Below are 19,461 nucleotides of genomic sequence, written 5' to 3'. Positions count from 1 at the left end.
CGAAAGGTGGACTAGTGGATTAATCTCATAGTTAGAGGGGCAATTAATCCACGAAAAGGGGTTTGCTGGATTAATCTTATTGTCAGGAGTGATGATTGTTCCGCGAAAAATGGTTTAGAGGATACCCAGGAGTTTTTAACCCAAAACACATTTTAAGAGTAGTATGTTACGCCATTTTACCAAATATATAAACGAAATTTAATTAAGATTGTTGCCTATCTTGACACTATGGCGCACTGCTTGTAAACTAACGATGTAAAGGTTTTTCACTTAACAAGGAGGGATAGCATGCTTGAGAAAACAACGAGAATGAATTATCTGTATGATTTTTACCAATCGTTGTTGACTGAAAAACAGCAAAGCTACATGTCTCTCTATTACCTGGATGATTATTCACTCGGAGAAATTGCTGAAGAATATGATGTTAGCCGCCAGGCGGTTTATGATAATATCAAACGGACTGAGGCAATGCTTGAGGAGTATGAAGCAAAACTTCTGCTTTTGCAAAAGTTCCAGGAACGTAATATTCTGCTGGCGCAAATAAAGGAACTGCTTCAATCTGATTCAGTTCCGAAACAAGATTTGCTCGAAAAATTAGCAGAGCTAGAGAAACTAGATTAGGAGGCGGCACTATGGCATTTGAAGGATTGGCCGACCGACTGCAGAATACGATGCAAAGAATCCGTGGCAAAGGGAAAGTCAATGAAGCGGATGTAAAGGAAATGATGAGGGAAGTCCGCCTGGCTTTGCTTGAGGCAGATGTTAACTTTAAGGTCGTCAAGGAGTTTGTTAAAAAGGTAAGTGAACGGGCAGTTGGCCAGGAAGTCATGAAGAGTCTGACACCAGGCCAGCAGGTAATTAAGGTCGTAAAAGAGGAACTGACTAACCTGATGGGCGGCGAACAAAGCAAAATTGCCGTCTCAAGCAGACCGCCAACCATTATTATGATGGTCGGTCTTCAGGGTGCTGGTAAAACGACCACCACCGGTAAGCTTGCTCTCCTGCTTCGTAAAAAGTACAACCGCAAACCTTTGCTTGTAGCTGCAGATATTTACCGTCCTGCGGCCATTAAACAGCTTGAGACGCTCGGTAAACAGCTTGACATGCCAGTGTTTTCGCTTGGTGACCAGGTCAGCCCGGTTGAAATTGCAAGGCAGGCCATTGCCAAAGCAAAGGAAGACCACCATGATTATGTACTGATCGATACCGCTGGGCGCCTTCATGTTGACGAAGCATTGATGGATGAATTAAAGGACATCAAAGAGCTCACAAAACCAAATGAGATTTTCCTTGTTGTCGATGCGATGACAGGACAGGATGCTGTCAATGTAGCACAAAGCTTCAATGAACAGCTAGGTTTGACCGGGGTTGTTTTGACAAAGCTGGATGGCGATACAAGGGGCGGTGCTGCACTTTCTATCAGGTCTGTTACGAACACGCCGATTAAATTCGTCGGTATGGGTGAGAAAATGGACGCCCTTGAAGCATTCCATCCTGAGCGTATGGCGTCACGGATTCTGGGGATGGGCGACGTCATGTCACTGATTGAAAAGGCCCAGGCAAACGTTGATGAGGAGAAGGCGAAAGAGCTTGAGCAGAAAATGCGTACGGCTACATTTACTCTCGACGATTTCCTTGATCAGCTTGGCCAGGTGCGAAAGATGGGGCCTCTTGAGGACATCCTGAAGATGCTCCCTGGAGCAAACAAGATAAAAGGGCTCGACAGCGTATCGATTGATGAGAAGCAAATCGGCCATGTTGAAGCAATCATTCAGTCCATGACAACCAAGGAAAAGGAACATCCTGAAATCATCAATTCCAACCGCAAGCGGCGCATTGCAAAAGGAAGTGGCCGGACTGTTCCAGAAGTCAACAGGCTTCTGAAGCAATTTGAGGACATGAAAAAAATGATGAAGCAAATGACCAACATGCAGCAGAAAGGCAAAAAGAAAGGCGGCTTCAAGCTTCCCTTTAAGCCATTCTAGGATTTCCTTATTTTAGGTGTTAAGAAAAAAGACTTTACAAACTAATTAAGAATTGGTAATATAATTTCTTGTGTGAAACTATTCGGAGGTGCAAGTTAAAATGGCAGTAAAAATTCGTTTAAAGCGTATGGGAGCTAAAAAATCTCCTTTCTATCGTATTGTTGTAGCAGATTCTCGTTCACCACGTGATGGACGTTACATTGAAACAGTAGGCACGTACAATCCAGTTACAGCGCCAGCAATTGTTGATATCAATGAAGAGTTGGTTCTTAAATGGCTAAAAGATGGCGCGAAGCCATCCGATACTGTTCGTAACCTATTCTCCCAAGCCGGCATCATGGAGAAATTCCACAATGCCAAGCTTGGTAAATAATAGAGGCAGAACATTATGAAACAGTTGATTGAAACGATCGTTAAGCCCCTTGTTGATTACCCGGACGATGTTCGCGTGAACGTTGCCAAAGAGGATCAACGCGTAACCTATCACCTTTCCGTCAACAAGAGCGACATGGGAAAAGTAATTGGAAAGCAAGGGCGCGTTGCGAAAGCAATCCGCACTGTTGTGTATGCAGCAGGTGCATCGGAACACAAGAAACTGTTTTTAGAGATAGGTGAATAATTGCCCGAGCTCCCGTAGTGGGTTTGGCGGTAAAAAAGGAGGGAGCAATCCCTCCTTTTTTTTCTGTGTATTAGCAATGGAGTTTGAATAGTTTTTGTTCCCTTGATAGTGTTTAATGGCGGCCTCTTGTGTCTGAGTTGTGAATATTTCCGATATATGTTTCGTTAAGGGATAAATAATTGTGAATAAGGGATAAAAAAAGTTCATTCAGGGCGATAAAGTTGTGAAAATGGGCGATAAAATTTTTTAAGACGCTGTACGAGTAATAAAAGCAAGAGATAAAGTTCGATCTACAATACATAAGGAGGTTTTTATGAAAATACTCCAAACGATTTCCGTTAAGCAAGTACTTACTGAAACAAGCAGAGATAAACTACGAGACCAATATCTTCAAAATAAGCTCCTGCTTGAAAAAGAAACGGGGCAGCTTCAATTTGAACAAAAAAAGTTGGAGAAAACCGGGAAATACCAGGTTTCTGAGGTCAAGAGCAAATTTGACAAAGAAATCAGGCAGCGGGCAGAGCGGATTCAAGAGCTTGAGTTTCAACTTGCTCAGCTGGATATGCTACCATTAGGTAGTGAATTAAAGGAAAAAGAAGTCCAGGCTATAATCGAGGTTCAACCAGGTGACGCCTGGGACAATGGTAACCTTAAGCATGAAATTATTATTAGAGATGGAATAATAGTAGAAATTAGATAGAGGTGACACTTAATGGATAAGTGGTTCAATGTAGGCAAAATCGTCAATACTCATGGTATCAAAGGCGAAGTCAGGGTCATTTCAAGGACGGATTTTGCCGAGGAGCGGTATAAGAAAGGTAACACGCTGTATTTGTTCCTTCCGAAAGAAAAAGAGCCTATCGAGGTTATTGTGAAGGCACATCGACAGCACAAGAATTTTGACCTCCTTACCTTTGAAGGATACGAGGATATAAACAAGGTTGAAAAGCTTAGAGATGGCATTCTGAAAATCAACGAATCACAGCTTGGCGAGTTGGAGGAAAATGAATATTACTTCCATGAAATCATTGGCTGTACTGTCTCTACTACGGAAGGGGAGGAAGTCGGAAAAATCACCGAGATCCTCACACCAGGGGCAAATGATGTATGGGTTGTAAAAGGGAAGAAGGGGAAGGAATATTATATTCCTTATATTGAACATGTTGTCCTTAAGGTAGATGTGAAAGAAAAGACGGTCGTAATCGATCCGCTCGAAGGATTGCTATCATGATGAAAATCGATGTCCTTACTCTTTTTCCAGAAATGTTTGAGGGTGTATTCGGCAGTTCAATTCTCAAACGAGCCAGGGAAAAAGAGGCTGTTACTTACAATGTAGTCAACTTTCGCGAGTACGCGGACAACAAACATAAAACAGTTGACGATTATCCTTACGGTGGCGGGGCAGGGATGGTACTGAAGCCTCAGCCTATTTTTGATGCGGTCGAGGCGTTAAGCCAAGACACATCTGCTAAACCGCGTGTAATCCTCTTGTGTCCGCAAGGTGAGCGCCATTCGCAAAAAAAAGCTGAACAGCTTTCTGAAGAGGAACATTTAATCTTCATATGCGGCCATTATGAGGGGTATGACGAGAGAATCAGGGATATCGTCACTGACGAAATATCAATCGGGGATTTTATTTTGACAGGCGGCGAGCTTGGTGCAATGGTCGTGATTGATAGTGTTGTCCGTCTGCTCCCTGAAGTACTTGGGAAACAAGAATCGCATATCCAGGATTCATTCAGCACCGGCCTTCTTGAGCATCCTCACTATACTAGACCTGCTGATTTCCGCGGCTTAAAAGTTCCGGATGTCCTCATATCAGGCAATCATAAGCTAGTCGATGAATGGCGGATAAAGGAATCGTTAAGGAGGACATGGGAGCGGAGACCGGACCTCTTTGACCATATCGAACTTGAACCAATCCATCAAAAATGGCTTGAAGAAATAAAAAAAGAGTCACGCTAGTTATTGCGAACAGGCCTGGTTTATGATAAGATACTACTTGTGACTTGAGCCGGGAAGCCGGCTGCAGTCTTAAAACGATGTTCCGCTGCGATTAAGAAATGGTTGCAAGAGCATCTGTGGGAGGAGTTGAATACGATGCAACAATTAATCAATGATATCACAAAAGAACAGCTTCGTTCTGATCTTCCTTCTTTCCGCCCTGGTGACACAGTACGTGTACACGTTAAGGTTGTTGAAGGTACTCGCGAGCGTATCCAGTTGTTTGAAGGTGTTGTGATCAAGCGTCGTGGTGGTGGAATCAGCGAAACTTTTACAGTTCGTAAAATTTCCTATGGAGTAGGCGTTGAGCGTACTTTCCCAGTCCACACACCAAAAATTGCGAAATTGGAAGTACTCCGCCGCGGTAAAGTCCGCCGTGCGAAGCTTTACTACCTGCGCAAGCTACGCGGCAAAAAAGCCCGTATCAAAGAAATTCGCTAATACACCTAATACACAAGGAAGCGCCATCGCCAGGTTCCATAGCCACTTTCAGGCTGGTGCCGCGGTGGCGCTTATTTGTATTCAAGGGCTTGGGAACAAGCCCTTTTTTCAATATTAAATTAGAATGGAAATGGATTATCCCGGACTGTACCACAAATTTCAAAAACAACGTGTTTAAGTGTGCTTTGTTATGTAAAATAGATGTATGAGAAAACTGCCGGGGCTGCCTCTGGCTAATGGAGTATCATGAAACAGGCCCCTGGTGGTCTAAAGCATTATAGTTCCTATTTTGAAATGGGTGGGGAATATATGGTCAAAAAGAAAAACGAAGTTTGGGAATGGACAAAAGCGCTACTCGTTGCAGTTGCATTGGCAGCAGTTATCCGATATTTCCTGTTTGCCCCAATTGTAGTTGATGGCCAATCGATGATGCCGACATTGAAGCACGCTGACCGGATGATTGTTAATAAATTCAGCTATCAAATCGGTGAACCAGAGCGCTTTGACATCATTGTGTTCCATGCGCCGGAAAACAAGGATTATATTAAACGTGTGATCGGACTTCCAGGAGATACGGTTGAGTACAAGGATGATACTCTTTATGTGAATGGCAAAGCATATGAAGAGCCGTATTTGGAAGAATATAAGCAAATGGTTGTCGATGGCCCTTTAACCGATCCGTTTACTCTTGAAGAGAAGATTGGAAGAAAGACTGTTCCTGAAGGAGAGCTATTTGTAATGGGCGATAACCGCAGATATTCAAAGGACAGCCGCCATATTGGTACGGTTCCGATGGAAAAGGTGCTTGGAGAGACTAGTATTGTATACTGGCCTTTAGAAGACATGCGGATAGTTAAGCCGGATGAGAAGTAAGATACGGTTCTCGTAAAGAGCCCGTGGATAAGTCGAATAGATTTAGGAGGTGGCCGCTATGACCATTCAATGGTTTCCTGGCCACATGGCGAAGGCACGCAGGGAAGTTACTGAAAAATTAAAGCTCGTCGATATCATTTACGAATTAATAGATGCAAGGATTCCTTACTCTTCAAGAAACCCGATGATTGATGAAATCATTCAGCATAAACCCCGGCTCGTACTGCTGAACAAGGCTGACATGGCGGACAAACAAGCGACCAGGGAATGGATTCGCTATTTTGCTGACAAAGGAATCCGGGCGCTGGCAATTAATGCCCAGGCTGGAGAGGGTATGAAGGAGATTGTTAGTGCCTCAAATGAGATCCTAAAGGATAAGTTTGACCGGTTAAAGGCAAAGGGCGTCAAACCAAGGGCAATCCGGGCTATGATAGTGGGAATTCCGAATGCTGGCAAGTCGACGCTCATAAACCGGCTGGCAAAGAGAAATTTAGCGAAAACTGGAAATACACCTGGTGTGACCAAGGCGCAGCAATGGATAAAGGTAGGCAAAGAGCTTGAGCTTCTGGATACTCCAGGAATTCTTTGGCCGAAGTTTGAGGACCAGGAGGTTGGCAAAAAGCTGGCGATTACTGGAGCGATAAAGGACACAATCCTCAATCTTCAGGATCTCGCACTTTATGGACTAAAGTTTCTCGAAAAAAATTACCCGGGAAGGCTTGAAGAACGCTATCAGCTCGATCCGGTACCTGAAGATCCGGTTGAACTGTTCGAAAGCATTGGCAAGTTCAGGCGCGTGCTCGGCGGGGGCGGTATCGTGGATTATGACAAGGTTGCCGAACTTGTTGTCAGGGAAATCCGGAGCGAGAAATTTGGGCCGCTCACATTTGAAAGGCCTGAAGATATTCTTTCAAACGATGATAGTAAATAGGCGGAGAGGGCTCTAAAAAAAGGGGCCTCTCTTTTTTCATGACATACATAAGAAGGTAGATAATATGGGAAAGAGGACAATGCAGGAAATAAGTGCCATGTTGGCACAAGCCAGGGATGAAAAGGATCCGATATTCCTTGAAGCAGAAATGGATGGCAGAAAAGGCGTCCAGGAGCTGATTCGCAAATGGAAAAAGGCTAAAGCGTCAGAGCTCAGCCTAAAACAAAAATTCATTGAAATGACCTTTTACGAACGTAAAGCACGCAAGGAGGGTTTTAACCTCATTGCTGGTACAGATGAAGCGGGAAGGGGACCGCTTGCAGGCCCCGTCACTGCGGCTGCGGTCATTTTGCCGGAGGGTTTCTTTCTGCCCGGCCTTGATGATTCAAAAAAGCTGACACGCAAGAAGCGTGATGAGTACGAAGAAATCATAAAAAGGGAAGCTGTATCCTACAATATTTGTTTTGTAAGTGCAGAGGAGATCGACCAAATTAACATATTGAAGGCGTCCATAAAAGCAATGACTCATGCCGCAGGCGGGCTTTTACCGCAGCCTGATTACTTGCTGGTCGATGCTGTTAAGCTAGCAATGCCATACCCGTCAGAGGCTATCATTAAAGGAGATGCAAAGAGTATTTCAATTGCTGCTGCATCCATTTTGGCTAAAAATGCCCGGGATAGATTTATGGAGGAACTTGCCCTTAAGTACCCTCAATATGGTTTTGAACGTAATGCTGGTTATGGGACGAAGGAGCATCTGAGTGCAATTGAAAACCATGGAGTCACACCCTATCATCGGATGACATTCTCTCCGTTAAAGTGAATAGTGGGATCTTCTTTACCCAACACATAGTGCTGGACGCGTAAAACTCGATAGATGTTTTATCTCCTAAGACAAACTTAGTTTATTAGTCGGGCTTTTACGTACAGCAATCTCACACTTCCCTTTTTGATAATCTAGTATTTTAAGGTGCAAGCCTCCCATGTGCAAGACGGCATAAAATTATTTTCGGAAATCAACAACCGGTGTTTTGAAGTGTTTGCCTGGCCATTTTACTAAGGCCGGGCTTTTTACATACCTTAAATTCTAGTTTTCGGAACTTTTAGAGGAATAACAATCTTTAGGCTAAACGGTGGACAATAGTTGAATTCTTAATATAAAATGAAAGCGCAGTGCATTTTTTGATAGGTTGTTAGGAGGATGGGAAATGAATATCCACGAGTATCAAGGGAAAGAGGTCCTCAAGAAATATGGGGTGGCTGTCCCTAATGGAAAAGTGGCATTCACGGTTGAAGAAGCAGTTGAAGCTGCGCGTGAATTAGGTTCACAGGTTTGTGTTGTTAAAGCACAAATCCATGCTGGCGGCAGGGGAAAAGCCGGCGGTGTCAAAGTGGCCAAAAATCTTGATGAAGTACGTACATATGCCGAAGAAATTCTCGGAAAAACACTTGTCACTCATCAGACTGGACCTGAAGGTAAGGAAGTGAAGCGCCTTTTGATTGAAGAAGGGTGCGATATTAAGAAGGAGTACTATATCGGACTTGTCCTTGACCGAGCTACCTCCAGAGTTGTCTTAATGGCATCAGAAGAAGGTGGCACCGAAATTGAGGAAGTAGCGGAAAAAACTCCAGAAAAGATTTTTAAAGAAGAAATTGACCCGGTAATCGGCCTTCAAGCCTTCCAGGCGCGCCGTATCGCGTTCAATATTAACATCCCTAAGGAATTGGTCAACCAGGCAGTCAAATTCATGACAAGCCTGTATCAGGCCTATATCGAAAAGGATTGCTCCATTGCTGAAATCAATCCGCTTGTTGTAACTGGCGACGGCAAAGTCATGGCGCTCGATGCAAAGCTGAACTTTGACTCCAATGCCCTTTACCGCCAAAAAGACATCCTTGATTTGCGTGACCTCGAAGAAGAGGATCCAAAGGAAATCGAAGCATCCAAGTATGACCTGAGTTACATCGCACTGGATGGCAACATCGGCTGTATGGTCAACGGTGCAGGACTTGCAATGGCTACAATGGATATCGTCAAGCATTATGGCGGAGATCCCGCAAACTTCCTTGATGTTGGGGGCGGCGCGACTGCAGAGAAGGTTACCGAAGCTTTCAAAATTATTTTGTCCGACCCTAAAGTGAAAGGGATTTTTGTCAATATTTTCGGCGGCATCATGAAATGTGATGTCATCGCTACAGGTGTTGTCGAGGCAGCAAAGCAAATCGGCCTTTCCGTGCCGCTAGTTGTTCGCCTTGAAGGAACAAATGTAGAAATCGGCAAACAAATCCTGAGAGATTCCGGCCTAAATATCGTTGCTGCTGAATCAATGGCAGACGGGGCCGAGAAAATCGTTTCATTGGTGAAATAGAAGGGGGTAGCTGTTGTGAGTGTATTTATTAATAAAGATACAAAGGTCATCGTCCAGGGAATTACTGGATCGACTGCGCTTTTCCATACAAAACAAATGCTTGAATATGGCACCAAAATTGTCGGCGGTACTTCTCCTGGCAAAGGCGGCCAGGAAGTTGAAGGCGTTCCTGTTTTCAATACAGTCCGTGAAGCAGTTGAAGCAACTGGCGCGAACGCTTCGGTCATTTATGTTCCGGCTCCGTTTGCCGCAGATGCAATCATAGAGGCGGTCGATGCTGATCTAGACTTAGCCATTTGTATCACAGAACATATCCCGGTTTTGGATATGGTCAAGGTGAAACGCTACATGGAAGGCAAAAAGACTCGGCTTGTTGGGCCAAACTGTCCGGGAGTCATTACTGCGGATGAGTGCAAGATTGGCATTATGCCTGGATACATCCATACAAAGGGCCATGTAGGAGTTGTTTCCCGCTCCGGAACACTAACCTATGAAGCTGTACATCAGCTGACACAGGCTGGAATTGGCCAAACAACAGCTGTGGGCATCGGCGGAGACCCTGTCAATGGTACAAACTTCATTGATTGTTTAAAAGCATTCAATGAGGATCCAGAAACCTACGCAGTCATCATGATTGGTGAAATTGGCGGAACTGCAGAAGAAGAAGCCGCTGAATGGGTAAAAGCGAATATGACTAAGCCAGTGGTAGGCTTTATCGGCGGTCGTACAGCACCTCCTGGTAAAAGGATGGGACACGCTGGGGCAATCATTTCCGGCGGTAAAGGTACTGCAGATGAAAAAATCCGAGTCATGAATGAATGTGGCATCAAGGTTGCTGATACTCCTGCGGTTATGGGAGAAACCTTGATTGAAGTCCTAAAAGAAAAAGGTCTTTACGAAAAATGTAAGACTCATTAAGCCGTCCAGCTTTTGGAAAAAAGCCCTTCAGTATTGAAGGGCTTTTTCCGGAGCCGGGAAAACGAATTGAAGGGGTTTTTTTAATGGATGAGGTAAGAAAGAAATTAATTGAAATGATTCACGGACCGGAAACCAGTTGGGTACAAATTGGCCGCCGGATAAAAAACGGACTGCCTCCAGATTTGGTTCAGAGAATTCCCCGTTTGGAGAACCTTCCTGTATTTTCTAAGCAAACGGATTGCTCAACTTCTCTTTTTCTCCCCAAAGATACCCTTTCTGAACGCCTTCGTGAATATGAAGCCAATCACATTTCCATTATTACAATTCTTGATCCTGAGTATCCCGATATTCTTAAGCAAATATATCAGCCGCCATGGGCGCTTTTTGCAATAGGTGATGTATCTATTTTACAAAAAGAGCCTAAACTTGCAGTAGTTGGTTCCCGTGAAGCAACACAATATGGGAAAAATGCAATAAGGCTGCTGTTCCCGAGTTTGATTGACAGAGGAATAGCGATTGTCAGCGGCTTGGCCAAGGGGATAGATACTTGTGCCCACGAATGTGCCATCCGGAACGGAGGCAAAACCATTGCAGTAATAGCTGGAGGATTTTTTCATATCTATCCTGAAGAAAATAGAAAACTAGCAGCCGAAATAATGGATCATCAGCTTATTCTCTCGGAGTACCCTCCAGATACTAAGCCTTCACGGTGGCAGTTCCCAATGCGAAACCGGATTATTAGCGGACTTTCACGCGGAACTATTATAATAGAAGCAAAAAGAAAGAGCGGTTCATTGATCACCGCGAATTATGCTTTGAATGAAGGCCGAGAAGTATTTTCTCTTCCTGGAAGTATTTTTAATCCGTTATCGGGTGGTACAAACGACTTAATTCAGCAAGGAGCTAAGCTTGTTACAAACGCAAATGATATAATAGAAGAATTGCGCATATTTTAGAAAATTATGGGAATACCTCTGATTTTTGGAAGTTTTTTTGCTATTTTTATAAAAAAGGTTGAAATTATTTAGAAACTAGTATACATTTTGCAACAGGTGTTAGAAAAAACCGCCTCGTTAGGAGGAAGATTGAATGGCAGAAATTCTTGTCATCGTAGAATCGCCCGCAAAGGCGAAGACAATTGAGCGTTATCTAGGGAAAAAATACAAAGTAAGAGCGTCCATGGGCCATATTCGTGATTTGCCAAAGAGCCAGATGGGTGTTGATAAATCAGATAATTTTGTCCCAAAATATATTACAATCCGTGGAAAAGGCCCGGTTCTAAAGGAATTGAAGTCGGCTGCAAAAAAGGCGAAGAAAGTTTACCTCGCAGCTGACCCCGACAGGGAAGGAGAAGCCATTGCCTGGCACTTGGCTCATACCCTTGATGTTGATGTCAACTCTGAATGCCGGGTTGTATTCAATGAAATTACCAAAGATGCCATTAAGGAATCATTTAAACATCCAAGGCCGATCAATATGGACCTTGTTGATGCCCAGCAGGCGAGAAGGATTCTTGACCGCCTGGTAGGCTACAATATAAGCCCGTTATTTTGGAAAAAGGTAAAGAAAGGGCTTAGTGCCGGAAGGGTCCAATCCGTAGCTGTAAAGCTGATTATTGACCGTGAAAATGAAATCAAAGAATTTGAACCAGAGGAATATTGGACACTTAATGGCAGGTTCCTAAAAGGCAATGAATCCTTTGAGGCGGCTTTTTACGGAAAAAACGGTGAAAAGCGTGATCTTCACTCCGAACAGGACGTGAAAGAAATTCTTTCAGGAATAAGCGGTGATTCTTTTAAAGTTGAATCCGTTTCAAAGAAGGAACGAAAACGCAACCCTGCTCCACCTTTTACAACATCATCGCTGCAGCAGGAGGCAGCCCGGAAGTTGAATTTCCGTGCCAAGAAAACGATGATGATCGCTCAGCAATTATATGAGGGAATTGCGATTGGAAAAGAAGGAACAGTCGGTTTGATAACGTATATGAGGACTGATTCAACTCGTATATCAGAAGTTGCCCAGACTGAGACAAGAGAGTATATTGCTTCCCATTACGGTGAAAAATTCCTCAGGGAGGAAGCAGCGAAAGAAAAGAAACAGGGGAAAGCACAGGATGCCCACGAGGCGGTTCGCCCAACGAGTACGTTTAGGGATCCTGCTTCCTTAAAAGAATTTTTATCAAGGGACCAGCTTAGACTGTACAAATTAATTTGGGATCGTTTCCTTGCCAGCCAGATGGCGTCTGCAATTATGGATACAATGAGTGTTGATTTGGTAAATGGTGATGTTTATTTCCGTGCCACCGGTTCAAAGATAAAGTTTCCTGGATTCATGAAGTTATATGTCGAAGGAACAGATGATCAGGTAGAGGAAACCAATCGGATGCTTCCCGACCTTAGTGAGGGTGATGAGGTTCGGAAAACGGATCTTGATCCGAAACAACATTTTACGCAGCCTCCGCCACGATACACAGAGGCGAGGTTAGTCAAAACTCTTGAGGAACTCGGAATTGGCCGCCCTTCTACGTTTGCTCCAACTTTGGATACGATTCAGAAACGTGGATATGTAGCTCTTGATAACAAGCGATTTATTCCAACAGAACTTGGGGAAATTGTCAATGAGCTGATGGAGGAATTCTTCCCTGATATTCTCGATGTTGAATTTACAGCAAAGATGGAACAGGATCTTGATGATATCGAGGATGGAAAAGTCAAGTGGGTAAACGTAATAAGTGAATTCTACAAAGACTTTGAAAAGCATCTTGAGAAAGCCGAGAAAGAAATGCAGGAAGTTGAAATTAAGGACGAACCTGCTGGGGAAGATTGTGAAAATTGCGGCAGCCCAATGGTCTTTAAAATGGGACGCTTCGGCAAATTCATGGCTTGCAGCAATTTCCCAGACTGCCGAAATACAAAGGCAATCGTTAAGGAGATTGGCGTTACCTGCCCGAAATGCCGCGAGGGTAATGTTATTGAACGCAAGAGTAAGAAAAGGCGAATTTTTTATGGCTGCGACCGGTACCCTGAATGTGACTTCCTTTCATGGGACAAACCGCTGCCAAGGAACTGTCCGAAGTGCGATAACTTCCTGGTGGAGAAAAAGCTGAAAAAAGGCGTTCAGGTACAATGTTCCTCCTGTGATTATAAGGAGGAACAGCAAAGCTAGGAAGGAGTGGGCATATGGCCCGCTCCTTTATTCTGTTCGTATTCTGATCTAGGTGGACTCCGTTCGTGTTAAAGGTCACTTACCACCAGTCAATGATCTCGGTCCAATAAGTTTAAGAATTTTAGATTTTATTTTGTTAAAGTGATTTCCACTCTTCCTTGTGTTGCTTAAAGTTTATTAAATTTAAAAAGTGGAATACCTTGAGAGAGTATGTGAAACTTTTTACTTACTTTTACGTATTGTTATTATGGTAATGTGAAAATAATGAACTCTATATAGGCAAATTGCTTAGTTCATGCTCGATTTCAATGTTATTCTATTTTAGGCATTATGGACTGCTGCGCTATGAGGAACTCGCTAAAGAAGACAGTAGCTTGAAGTGCTAGGGGTTATTTGTATTTTTAACAGTATACAAATAAAGTTTAGCATCGAACTTTTGATCAAAAAGAATAGTTGCCCGTTGTCGGCAGAAGGAACGTAGACACTGAATCTTTAGGACAACCTTTATAATATTGTCGGTTTTTAGACATATTTTAAAAGGGGTATCTAATCAAAAGAAATTCAGTTTTTTTCACTTGAAATGTAAACCGAATAAAATAACATGCGGGAACTCTTTTTAGCCCCGATGAGAAACTGTAAGTTTTTTAAGGTCTATTAACTTTGGAGCTAATGCGTAAAGTTTAATAGGATGGGCAGTGCATTCAGAACGTGATAAACAATTCAGAAATTTGCGAAAAATTTGTAAAGTTTATTGCAACCTACAATTTGATATGGTACGATTTATAAGGCTGTGCGGGGTGAGATAATTGGGAAATGTGAACGTTTATTTAACGTTATTTCTTGAATATTTACAAATTGAAAAAAACTACTCACAATATACAATTAGCAATTATCACGATGTTGTTATTGAATTTTTCGATACAATGGCCGAGCAGGGTGTTGCTAATGTAGGTGATGTTCAATACCACGATGCCCGGCTTTTCCTTACGAAGCTTTTTGAAAAGAAACAATCGCGTAAAACTATTGCCAAAAAAATTTCAAGTCTTAGAAGCTTCTATAAATTCCTGCTAAGAGAAAAATTAATTGAGGAAAATCCATTTGCCCTTGTTATTTTACCTAAAGGTGAGAAAAGGCTGCCTGAATTCTTTTATGAAACTGAACTTGAGGTCCTCTTCCGGGAATGCAGCACGGAAACGCCACTTGGGCAACGAAATGCAGCACTCCTTGAACTATTGTATGCAACCGGTATCCGTGTAAGTGAATGCTGCAGCATTACTTTAAAGGATATAGATTTTTCTTTATCAACAGTCCTGGTAAAGGGAAAGGGAAACAAGGAAAGATATGTTCCATTTGGTACAAAGGCTTCGGCGGCCCTTAAACATTATATAGGAGATGGAAGGAAGAAGCTTCTTGAGGGGAAGCCTAATCAGGAAGCACTTTTTGTCAATCACAGAGGTGGCCCGCTTACTGCTAGGGGAGTTCGGACAATTCTTGATCGGATGATTGAACAGTCTTCCTTAACAGGTAGAATTCATCCTCATAAATTACGGCACTCCTTTGCGACCCATCTATTGAATAATGGGGCTGATATGAGAACCGTACAGGAACTTTTGGGCCATGCATTTTTATCTTCCACACAGATATATACCCATGTTACGAACGAAGCTTTGAAGAAAACGTATATGGCACACCATCCAAGAGCATAGGCTCAGGTAATTAGGAGGAATTTCCATGTCGCAATTCCATGCAACGACAATTTTTGCAATTAAGCATAATGGTAAAGGTGCAATGGCCGGTGATGGCCAGGTTACTTTCGGGAATGCGGTTGTGATGAAACACACAGCAAAAAAAGTCAGAAGGATATTTAATGGTAAGGTGATTGCAGGATTTGCAGGGTCGGTAGCAGATGCATTTACTCTATTTGAGCTGTTTGAGGGCAAGCTAGAGGAATACAACGGAAACCTTCAAAGAGCTGCGGTCGAACTTGCAAAGCTTTGGAGAAGCGATAAAGTGCTTCGCCGGCTAGAGGCTATGCTCATAGTCATGAACGATGAACACCTTCTTCTTGTAAGTGGGACAGGTGAAGTTATTGAACCTGATGATGGAATACTGGCGATTGGTTCTGGAGGCAATTATGCTCTTGCAGCAGGCCGTTCGTTGAAAAAATTTGCCGGTGAACATATGGAGGCTAAAGAAATCGCAAAAGCAGCCCTGGATGTGGCGGCTGAAATTTGTGTATATACTAACACCAATATCATCGTTGAAGAGCTTTAACTGGAAGGAGAATGCAAAATGCCAAAGGCGCAGAGTTTAACCCCCCGCCAGATTGTTGAGAGGCTGGACCAGTACATAATCGGTCAGAAGGATGCTAAAAAAGCTGTTGCGGTTGCATTAAGGAACAGGTATCGCAGAGAATTGCTCGACGAAAACATTCGTGATGAGATTATCCCTAAAAACATATTAATGATTGGGCCAACCGGTGTAGGTAAGACTGAAATTGCTCGGAGAATTGCCAAGCTTACCGGTGCGCCGTTCATTAAAGTGGAAGCGACAAAATTCACCGAAGTTGGCTATGTCGGCCGGGATGTTGAATCAATGGTCAGGGACCTTGTTGAAACAGCTGTAAGGCTTGTCAAGGAAGAGAAAATGCAAAAGGTTAAATCAAGGGCGGAAGAGAACGCCAATCGCCGACTTGTAGAACTGCTAGTTCCTTCAGCAAAAAAACAGACGAACTATAAAAATCCCCTAGAAATGCTATTCGGCGGAGGAAATGCCCAGCCGGAGCCGGATACAACTTCAGCAGAGGATTATTCACTTCAGGAACGCAGGTCGTCCATTCGTGAAAGGCTTGCAAAAGGCGAGCTCGAGCAGGAATATGTAACTGTTGAAGTGGATGAACAAATGCCATCGATGTTTGATATGCTTCAAGGCTCTGGAATGGAGCAAATGGGAATGAATATGCAGGATGCACTCTCGAATCTCATGCCTAAGAAACGGAAGAAGCGGAAGCTTACAGTAAGGGAAGCAAGGATAGTTCTTACAAATGAGGAAGCTGCAAAGCTGATTGATATGGATGAAGTAACACAGGATGCTGTAAGGCGGGCAGAGCAGACTGGTATAATTTTTATCGATGAAATCGACAAGATTGCCAGCAAAAACACTGGTGGGTCATCTGCGGATGTTTCACGTGAGGGTGTGCAAAGAGATATCCTGCCGATTGTTGAAGGCTCCACAATCGTAACCAAATACGGCTCTGTAAAAACAGACCATGTCTTATTTATTGCAGCGGGTGCCTTCCATATGGCAAAGCCGTCAGATTTAATACCCGAGCTGCAAGGCCGTTTCCCTATCAGAGTAGAACTGACAAAACTGACAGTGGATGATTTTTACCGAATCCTTGTTGAACCTGATAATGCCTTAATAAAGCAATACAATGCATTATTGCAAACAGAAGGTATAGAAATTGAATTTTCTGACGAAGCTATTCGCAAGGTTGCCGAAGTGGCATTTGAAGTGAACCAGAATACAGATAATATCGGAGCGAGAAGGCTGCATACGATTCTTGAAAAGCTCCTCGAGGATCTATCCTTTGAAGCGCCGGATATTAATCTGGAAAAAATCGTTATCACCCCTCAATACGTGGAAGAAAAGCTTGGGGCTATTTCCCGGAATAAGGATTTAAGCCAATTCATCCTTTAGCACCAATGCCGTTTTAATGCATGGTGTGAAGGGTAGGGTAAATTGACAGAATCACTCATAATCATTTATAGTAATGGACGCAGTTAATAGGAGGAATAAGAATGAATTTGTTAGGAAAAACGAGAAAAATTAATGCCCTGCTTCAAAAAGCGGCAGGCAAGCCAGTGAATTTTAAGGAAATGTCGGAAACGTTGAGCGATATTATTGAAGCAAATGTCTTCGTCGTCAGCCGCCGAGGCAAGCTGCTTGGTTTTGCAATCAACCAGCAGATTGAAAATGAGCGAATGAAGAAAATGCTTGAAGACCGCCAATTTCCTGAAGAATATACCCAAGGTCTATTTAACGTAAAAGAGACTTCTTCCAATCTGGATGTCGAAAGTGAATACACTGTCTTCCCGGTTGAAAATAAGGACCTTTTCCGTGAAGGGCTAACTACAATCGTTCCGATTATTGGCGGAGGCGAACGCCTTGGCACTTTGCTATTAGGCAGGCTTCATGATGAATTCCATGATGATGACCTAATTCTTGCTGAATATGGGGCAACAGTTGTCGGTATGGAAATCCTTCGTGAAAAATCAGAAGAAATCGAAGAAGAAGCAAGAAGCAAAGCGGTTGTCCAGATGGCCATTAGTTCCTTGTCTTATAGTGAACTTGAGGCAATTGAACACATTTTTGAGGAATTGAACGGAAACGAAGGCCTTCTTGTTGCTTCGAAAATTGCTGACCGTGTAGGCATTACCCGCTCTGTGATTGTCAATGCGCTGAGGAAGCTCGAAAGCGCGGGCGTCATTGAATCCCGTTCCCTCGGAATGAAAGGTACGTATATCAAGGTTCTCAATAACAAGTTCCTTGTTGAACTGGATAAGCTGCGTTCAAACTAAACATTATGGTTTTTTAAACCTGTTTCCATAATAGCCGTATGGTTATGTTTTGGGTGCTTTCTTAATCAATAGATACAGGAAAAGACGTATGAAATGGCATGCGTCTTTTCTTTATTTATCAAGGTTTATATGAAAATCCATTAACTCTAATATAACTATGACCTCATGATTATGATGGACAATAAGTCTTACGTGGGGCATCAGCTTAAGCTCCCGAACTGATAAACAGACGGAAGATTTCCGCTTATTTGGTTGCTGGCATTAAAATAGCTTAAATAGAGGGACAGATCCGCCTATTAACTCAAAAGGTATCAAAATAAGGCCTTTTACTAGATATAACCGGAAGACCTCCCCTTATATACGCCGATACGAGCTCCATTTTCCTTCTAACCGTAATATCTCCGCTTATTTTTCTTTCGCAGGTTACTCAATTAAGGACAATACATCTTATAAAAAACGTGTGAGTTTCAACTCAAAGATCCAATAGAACTCATCTTAAAGATTATGGTGAACCTCAACACAAAGAAAGTAGGCTTATTCCAGCGTCCAGCAAAGAAAGACTTTCACGTTGAAGTTTGTTGTTTTTTAAAAGTTAATTCTTGATTGTGTCGGCTGCTTATGCTATATTGTTACATGGTGTTAATCACACACGCCTTTTGATTCTAGCGGATGGTGCTGTAAAGTCAGTTCCCGTATGAAAATGATAGAGGCGGAGGAAAACAAACCATTAGGAGGAAACACACATGTCAGTAATTTCTATGAAGCAACTGCTTGAAGCTGGTGTACACTTCGGTCACCAGACTCGCCGTTGGAACCCTAAGATGAAGAAATATATCTTCACTGAGAGGAACGGCATCTACATCATCGACCTTCAAAAGACAGTTAAGAAGGTAGAGGAAGCTTACAACTTTGTTAAGGAGCTTGCTGGCCAAGGCGGCACTATGCTGTTCGTTGGTACAAAGAAACAAGCTCAAGATTCTGTAAGAGATGAAGCAATCCGTTCCGGAATGTACTTTGTTAACCAACGCTGGTTGGGTGGAACACTTACAAACTTCGAAACAATCCAAAAGCGTATCTCACGCCTTAAAGATATCGAAAGAATGTCTGAAGACGGCACTTTCGAGGTGCTTCCTAAGAAAGAAGTCGTTCAATTGAAAAAAGAGCAAGAGCGTCTTGAAAAGTTCCTAGGCGGTATCAAGGACATGAAGACCCTTCCAGATGCATTGTTCATCATCGACCCTCGTAAAGAGCGTATCGCTGTAGCTGAAGCTCGTAAATTGAACATCCCTATCGTTGGTATCGTTGATACAAACTGTGATCCAGACGAAATCGATGTTGTTATCCCTGCGAACGATGATGCGATTCGTGCTGTTAAGCTTTTGACTGGCAAAATGGCTGATGCGATCCTTGAAGCAAAACAAGGTGAAGAAACAGCAGTTCCAGCAGAACAAGCATAAGCTCGAACATCCAAGATTAAATAAAAAGGTGATAAGAGGGAACACCCTTTATCACCTTTTTTTAAGAAGAAGCGGAAGCAGCCGTTTAGCTGGTGTATGACTAAACATTGTATGCCAAA

General features: G+C 43.0%; 20 protein-coding genes. All 20 read left to right on the top strand.

Features of this window, described 5'->3' with window-relative positions; genetic code table 11:
- The first annotated feature begins 288 nt into the window (after positions 1-288).
- Positions 289-621, top strand: a complete 333-nt coding sequence (locus AM500_RS15330; protein ID WP_053599994.1) for a putative DNA-binding protein — start codon at positions 289-291, stop codon at positions 619-621.
- Between the two features lie 11 nt (positions 622-632).
- The gene (gene ffh / locus AM500_RS15325; protein ID WP_053599993.1) at positions 633-1,985 is read left to right on the top strand and encodes a signal recognition particle protein; all 1,353 of its coding nucleotides are present in this window, start codon (positions 633-635) and stop codon (positions 1,983-1,985) included.
- A 100-nt stretch (positions 1,986-2,085) separates the two neighbouring features.
- Positions 2,086-2,358, top strand: a complete 273-nt coding sequence (rpsP, locus tag AM500_RS15320; RefSeq protein WP_053599992.1) for a 30S ribosomal protein S16 — start codon at positions 2,086-2,088, stop codon at positions 2,356-2,358.
- 15 nt (positions 2,359-2,373) lie between these two features.
- Positions 2,374-2,604, top strand: coding sequence for a KH domain-containing protein (locus tag AM500_RS15315; RefSeq protein WP_053599991.1), 231 nt, complete (start codon positions 2,374-2,376; stop codon positions 2,602-2,604).
- A 313-nt stretch (positions 2,605-2,917) separates the two neighbouring features.
- Positions 2,918-3,304: a YlqD family protein gene (locus tag AM500_RS15310; protein WP_053599990.1), complete on the top strand. Its 387-nt coding sequence runs from the start codon at positions 2,918-2,920 to the stop codon at positions 3,302-3,304.
- A gap of 12 nt (positions 3,305-3,316) precedes the next feature.
- Positions 3,317-3,835, top strand: coding sequence for a ribosome maturation factor RimM (gene rimM / locus AM500_RS15305; protein WP_053599989.1), 519 nt, complete (start codon positions 3,317-3,319; stop codon positions 3,833-3,835).
- Positions 3,835-4,569: a tRNA (guanosine(37)-N1)-methyltransferase TrmD gene (gene trmD / locus AM500_RS15300; RefSeq protein WP_197282706.1), complete on the top strand. Its 735-nt coding sequence runs from the start codon at positions 3,835-3,837 to the stop codon at positions 4,567-4,569. Before rimM ends, trmD begins: the two co-directional genes overlap by 1 nt.
- 135 nt (positions 4,570-4,704) lie before the next feature.
- Positions 4,705-5,049, top strand: coding sequence for a 50S ribosomal protein L19 (gene rplS / locus AM500_RS15295; protein ID WP_043933344.1), 345 nt, complete (start codon positions 4,705-4,707; stop codon positions 5,047-5,049).
- 309 nt (positions 5,050-5,358) lie between these two features.
- Positions 5,359-5,922, top strand: coding sequence for a signal peptidase I (lepB, locus tag AM500_RS15290; protein ID WP_043933343.1), 564 nt, complete (start codon positions 5,359-5,361; stop codon positions 5,920-5,922).
- A gap of 58 nt (positions 5,923-5,980) precedes the next feature.
- On the top strand, positions 5,981-6,853 hold the full coding sequence (ylqF, locus tag AM500_RS15285; RefSeq protein ID WP_053599987.1) for a ribosome biogenesis GTPase YlqF: 873 nt from the start codon (positions 5,981-5,983) through the stop codon (positions 6,851-6,853).
- A gap of 64 nt (positions 6,854-6,917) precedes the next feature.
- Positions 6,918-7,676, top strand: a complete 759-nt coding sequence (locus AM500_RS15280; RefSeq protein WP_053599986.1) for a ribonuclease HII — start codon at positions 6,918-6,920, stop codon at positions 7,674-7,676.
- A gap of 385 nt (positions 7,677-8,061) precedes the next feature.
- Positions 8,062-9,222 (top strand): ADP-forming succinate--CoA ligase subunit beta, encoded by a 1,161-nt coding sequence (gene sucC / locus AM500_RS15275; protein ID WP_053599985.1) that lies wholly within the window; start codon positions 8,062-8,064, stop codon positions 9,220-9,222.
- Positions 9,223-9,237: 15 nt separating this feature from the next.
- Entirely contained in the window at positions 9,238-10,140 is a 903-nt protein-coding gene (gene sucD, locus AM500_RS15270) for a succinate--CoA ligase subunit alpha (RefSeq protein WP_043933339.1), read from the top strand.
- A gap of 83 nt (positions 10,141-10,223) precedes the next feature.
- A complete protein-coding gene (gene dprA / locus AM500_RS15265) occupies positions 10,224-11,096 on the top strand; it encodes a DNA-processing protein DprA (RefSeq protein WP_053599984.1) in 873 nt (290 codons plus the stop codon).
- A gap of 133 nt (positions 11,097-11,229) precedes the next feature.
- A complete protein-coding gene (gene topA, locus AM500_RS15260) occupies positions 11,230-13,305 on the top strand; it encodes a type I DNA topoisomerase (protein WP_053599983.1) in 2,076 nt (691 codons plus the stop codon).
- Positions 13,306-14,111: 806 nt separating this feature from the next.
- Positions 14,112-15,011, top strand: coding sequence for a tyrosine recombinase XerC (gene xerC / locus AM500_RS15255; protein ID WP_053599982.1), 900 nt, complete (start codon positions 14,112-14,114; stop codon positions 15,009-15,011).
- Positions 15,012-15,036: 25 nt separating this feature from the next.
- Positions 15,037-15,579 (top strand): ATP-dependent protease subunit HslV, encoded by a 543-nt coding sequence (gene hslV, locus AM500_RS15250; protein WP_053599981.1) that lies wholly within the window; start codon positions 15,037-15,039, stop codon positions 15,577-15,579.
- 18 nt (positions 15,580-15,597) lie between these two features.
- Complete coding sequence (hslU, locus tag AM500_RS15245) at positions 15,598-17,004, top strand: ATP-dependent protease ATPase subunit HslU (RefSeq protein ID WP_053599980.1); 1,407 nt, start codon at positions 15,598-15,600, stop codon at positions 17,002-17,004.
- Positions 17,005-17,105: 101 nt separating this feature from the next.
- Positions 17,106-17,885: a GTP-sensing pleiotropic transcriptional regulator CodY gene (gene codY / locus AM500_RS15240; protein ID WP_043933333.1), complete on the top strand. Its 780-nt coding sequence runs from the start codon at positions 17,106-17,108 to the stop codon at positions 17,883-17,885.
- 743 nt (positions 17,886-18,628) lie between these two features.
- Entirely contained in the window at positions 18,629-19,342 is a 714-nt protein-coding gene (gene rpsB / locus AM500_RS15235; RefSeq protein ID WP_053599979.1) for a 30S ribosomal protein S2, read from the top strand.
- Positions 19,343-19,461: the final 119 nt, after the last annotated feature.

The organism is Bacillus sp. FJAT-18017, assembly GCF_001278805.1.
GTDB lineage: Bacteria > Bacillota > Bacilli > Bacillales > Cytobacillaceae > Bacillus_D.
Note: the sequence above shows the minus strand (reverse complement) of the source record. Positions and strands in the feature narration are given on the sequence as shown.

Excerpts from the sequence above, each read along its gene's own strand:
- AM500_RS15280 (WP_053599986.1), top strand. The coding sequence starts at position 6,918 with ATGGGAAAGAGGACAATGCAGGAAATAAGTGCCATGTTGGCACAAGCC.
- AM500_RS15310 (WP_053599990.1), top strand. The coding sequence starts at position 2,918 with ATGAAAATACTCCAAACGATTTCCGTTAAGCAAGTACTTACTGAAACA.
- rpsB (WP_053599979.1), top strand. The coding sequence starts at position 18,629 with ATGTCAGTAATTTCTATGAAGCAACTGCTTGAAGCTGGTGTACACTTC.
- rimM (WP_053599989.1), top strand. The coding sequence starts at position 3,317 with ATGGATAAGTGGTTCAATGTAGGCAAAATCGTCAATACTCATGGTATC.
- sucC (WP_053599985.1), top strand. The coding sequence starts at position 8,062 with ATGAATATCCACGAGTATCAAGGGAAAGAGGTCCTCAAGAAATATGGG.
- ylqF (WP_053599987.1), top strand. The coding sequence starts at position 5,981 with ATGACCATTCAATGGTTTCCTGGCCACATGGCGAAGGCACGCAGGGAA.
- AM500_RS15330 (WP_053599994.1), top strand. The coding sequence starts at position 289 with ATGCTTGAGAAAACAACGAGAATGAATTATCTGTATGATTTTTACCAA.
- rplS (WP_043933344.1), top strand. The coding sequence starts at position 4,705 with ATGCAACAATTAATCAATGATATCACAAAAGAACAGCTTCGTTCTGAT.
- lepB (WP_043933343.1), top strand. The coding sequence starts at position 5,359 with ATGGTCAAAAAGAAAAACGAAGTTTGGGAATGGACAAAAGCGCTACTC.
- dprA (WP_053599984.1), top strand. The coding sequence starts at position 10,224 with ATGGATGAGGTAAGAAAGAAATTAATTGAAATGATTCACGGACCGGAA.
- AM500_RS15315 (WP_053599991.1), top strand. The coding sequence starts at position 2,374 with ATGAAACAGTTGATTGAAACGATCGTTAAGCCCCTTGTTGATTACCCG.
- topA (WP_053599983.1), top strand. The coding sequence starts at position 11,230 with ATGGCAGAAATTCTTGTCATCGTAGAATCGCCCGCAAAGGCGAAGACA.
- codY (WP_043933333.1), top strand. The coding sequence starts at position 17,106 with ATGAATTTGTTAGGAAAAACGAGAAAAATTAATGCCCTGCTTCAAAAA.
- hslV (WP_053599981.1), top strand. The coding sequence starts at position 15,037 with ATGTCGCAATTCCATGCAACGACAATTTTTGCAATTAAGCATAATGGT.
- hslU (WP_053599980.1), top strand. The coding sequence starts at position 15,598 with ATGCCAAAGGCGCAGAGTTTAACCCCCCGCCAGATTGTTGAGAGGCTG.
- trmD (WP_197282706.1), top strand. The coding sequence starts at position 3,835 with ATGAAAATCGATGTCCTTACTCTTTTTCCAGAAATGTTTGAGGGTGTA.
- ffh (WP_053599993.1), top strand. The coding sequence starts at position 633 with ATGGCATTTGAAGGATTGGCCGACCGACTGCAGAATACGATGCAAAGA.
- rpsP (WP_053599992.1), top strand. The coding sequence starts at position 2,086 with ATGGCAGTAAAAATTCGTTTAAAGCGTATGGGAGCTAAAAAATCTCCT.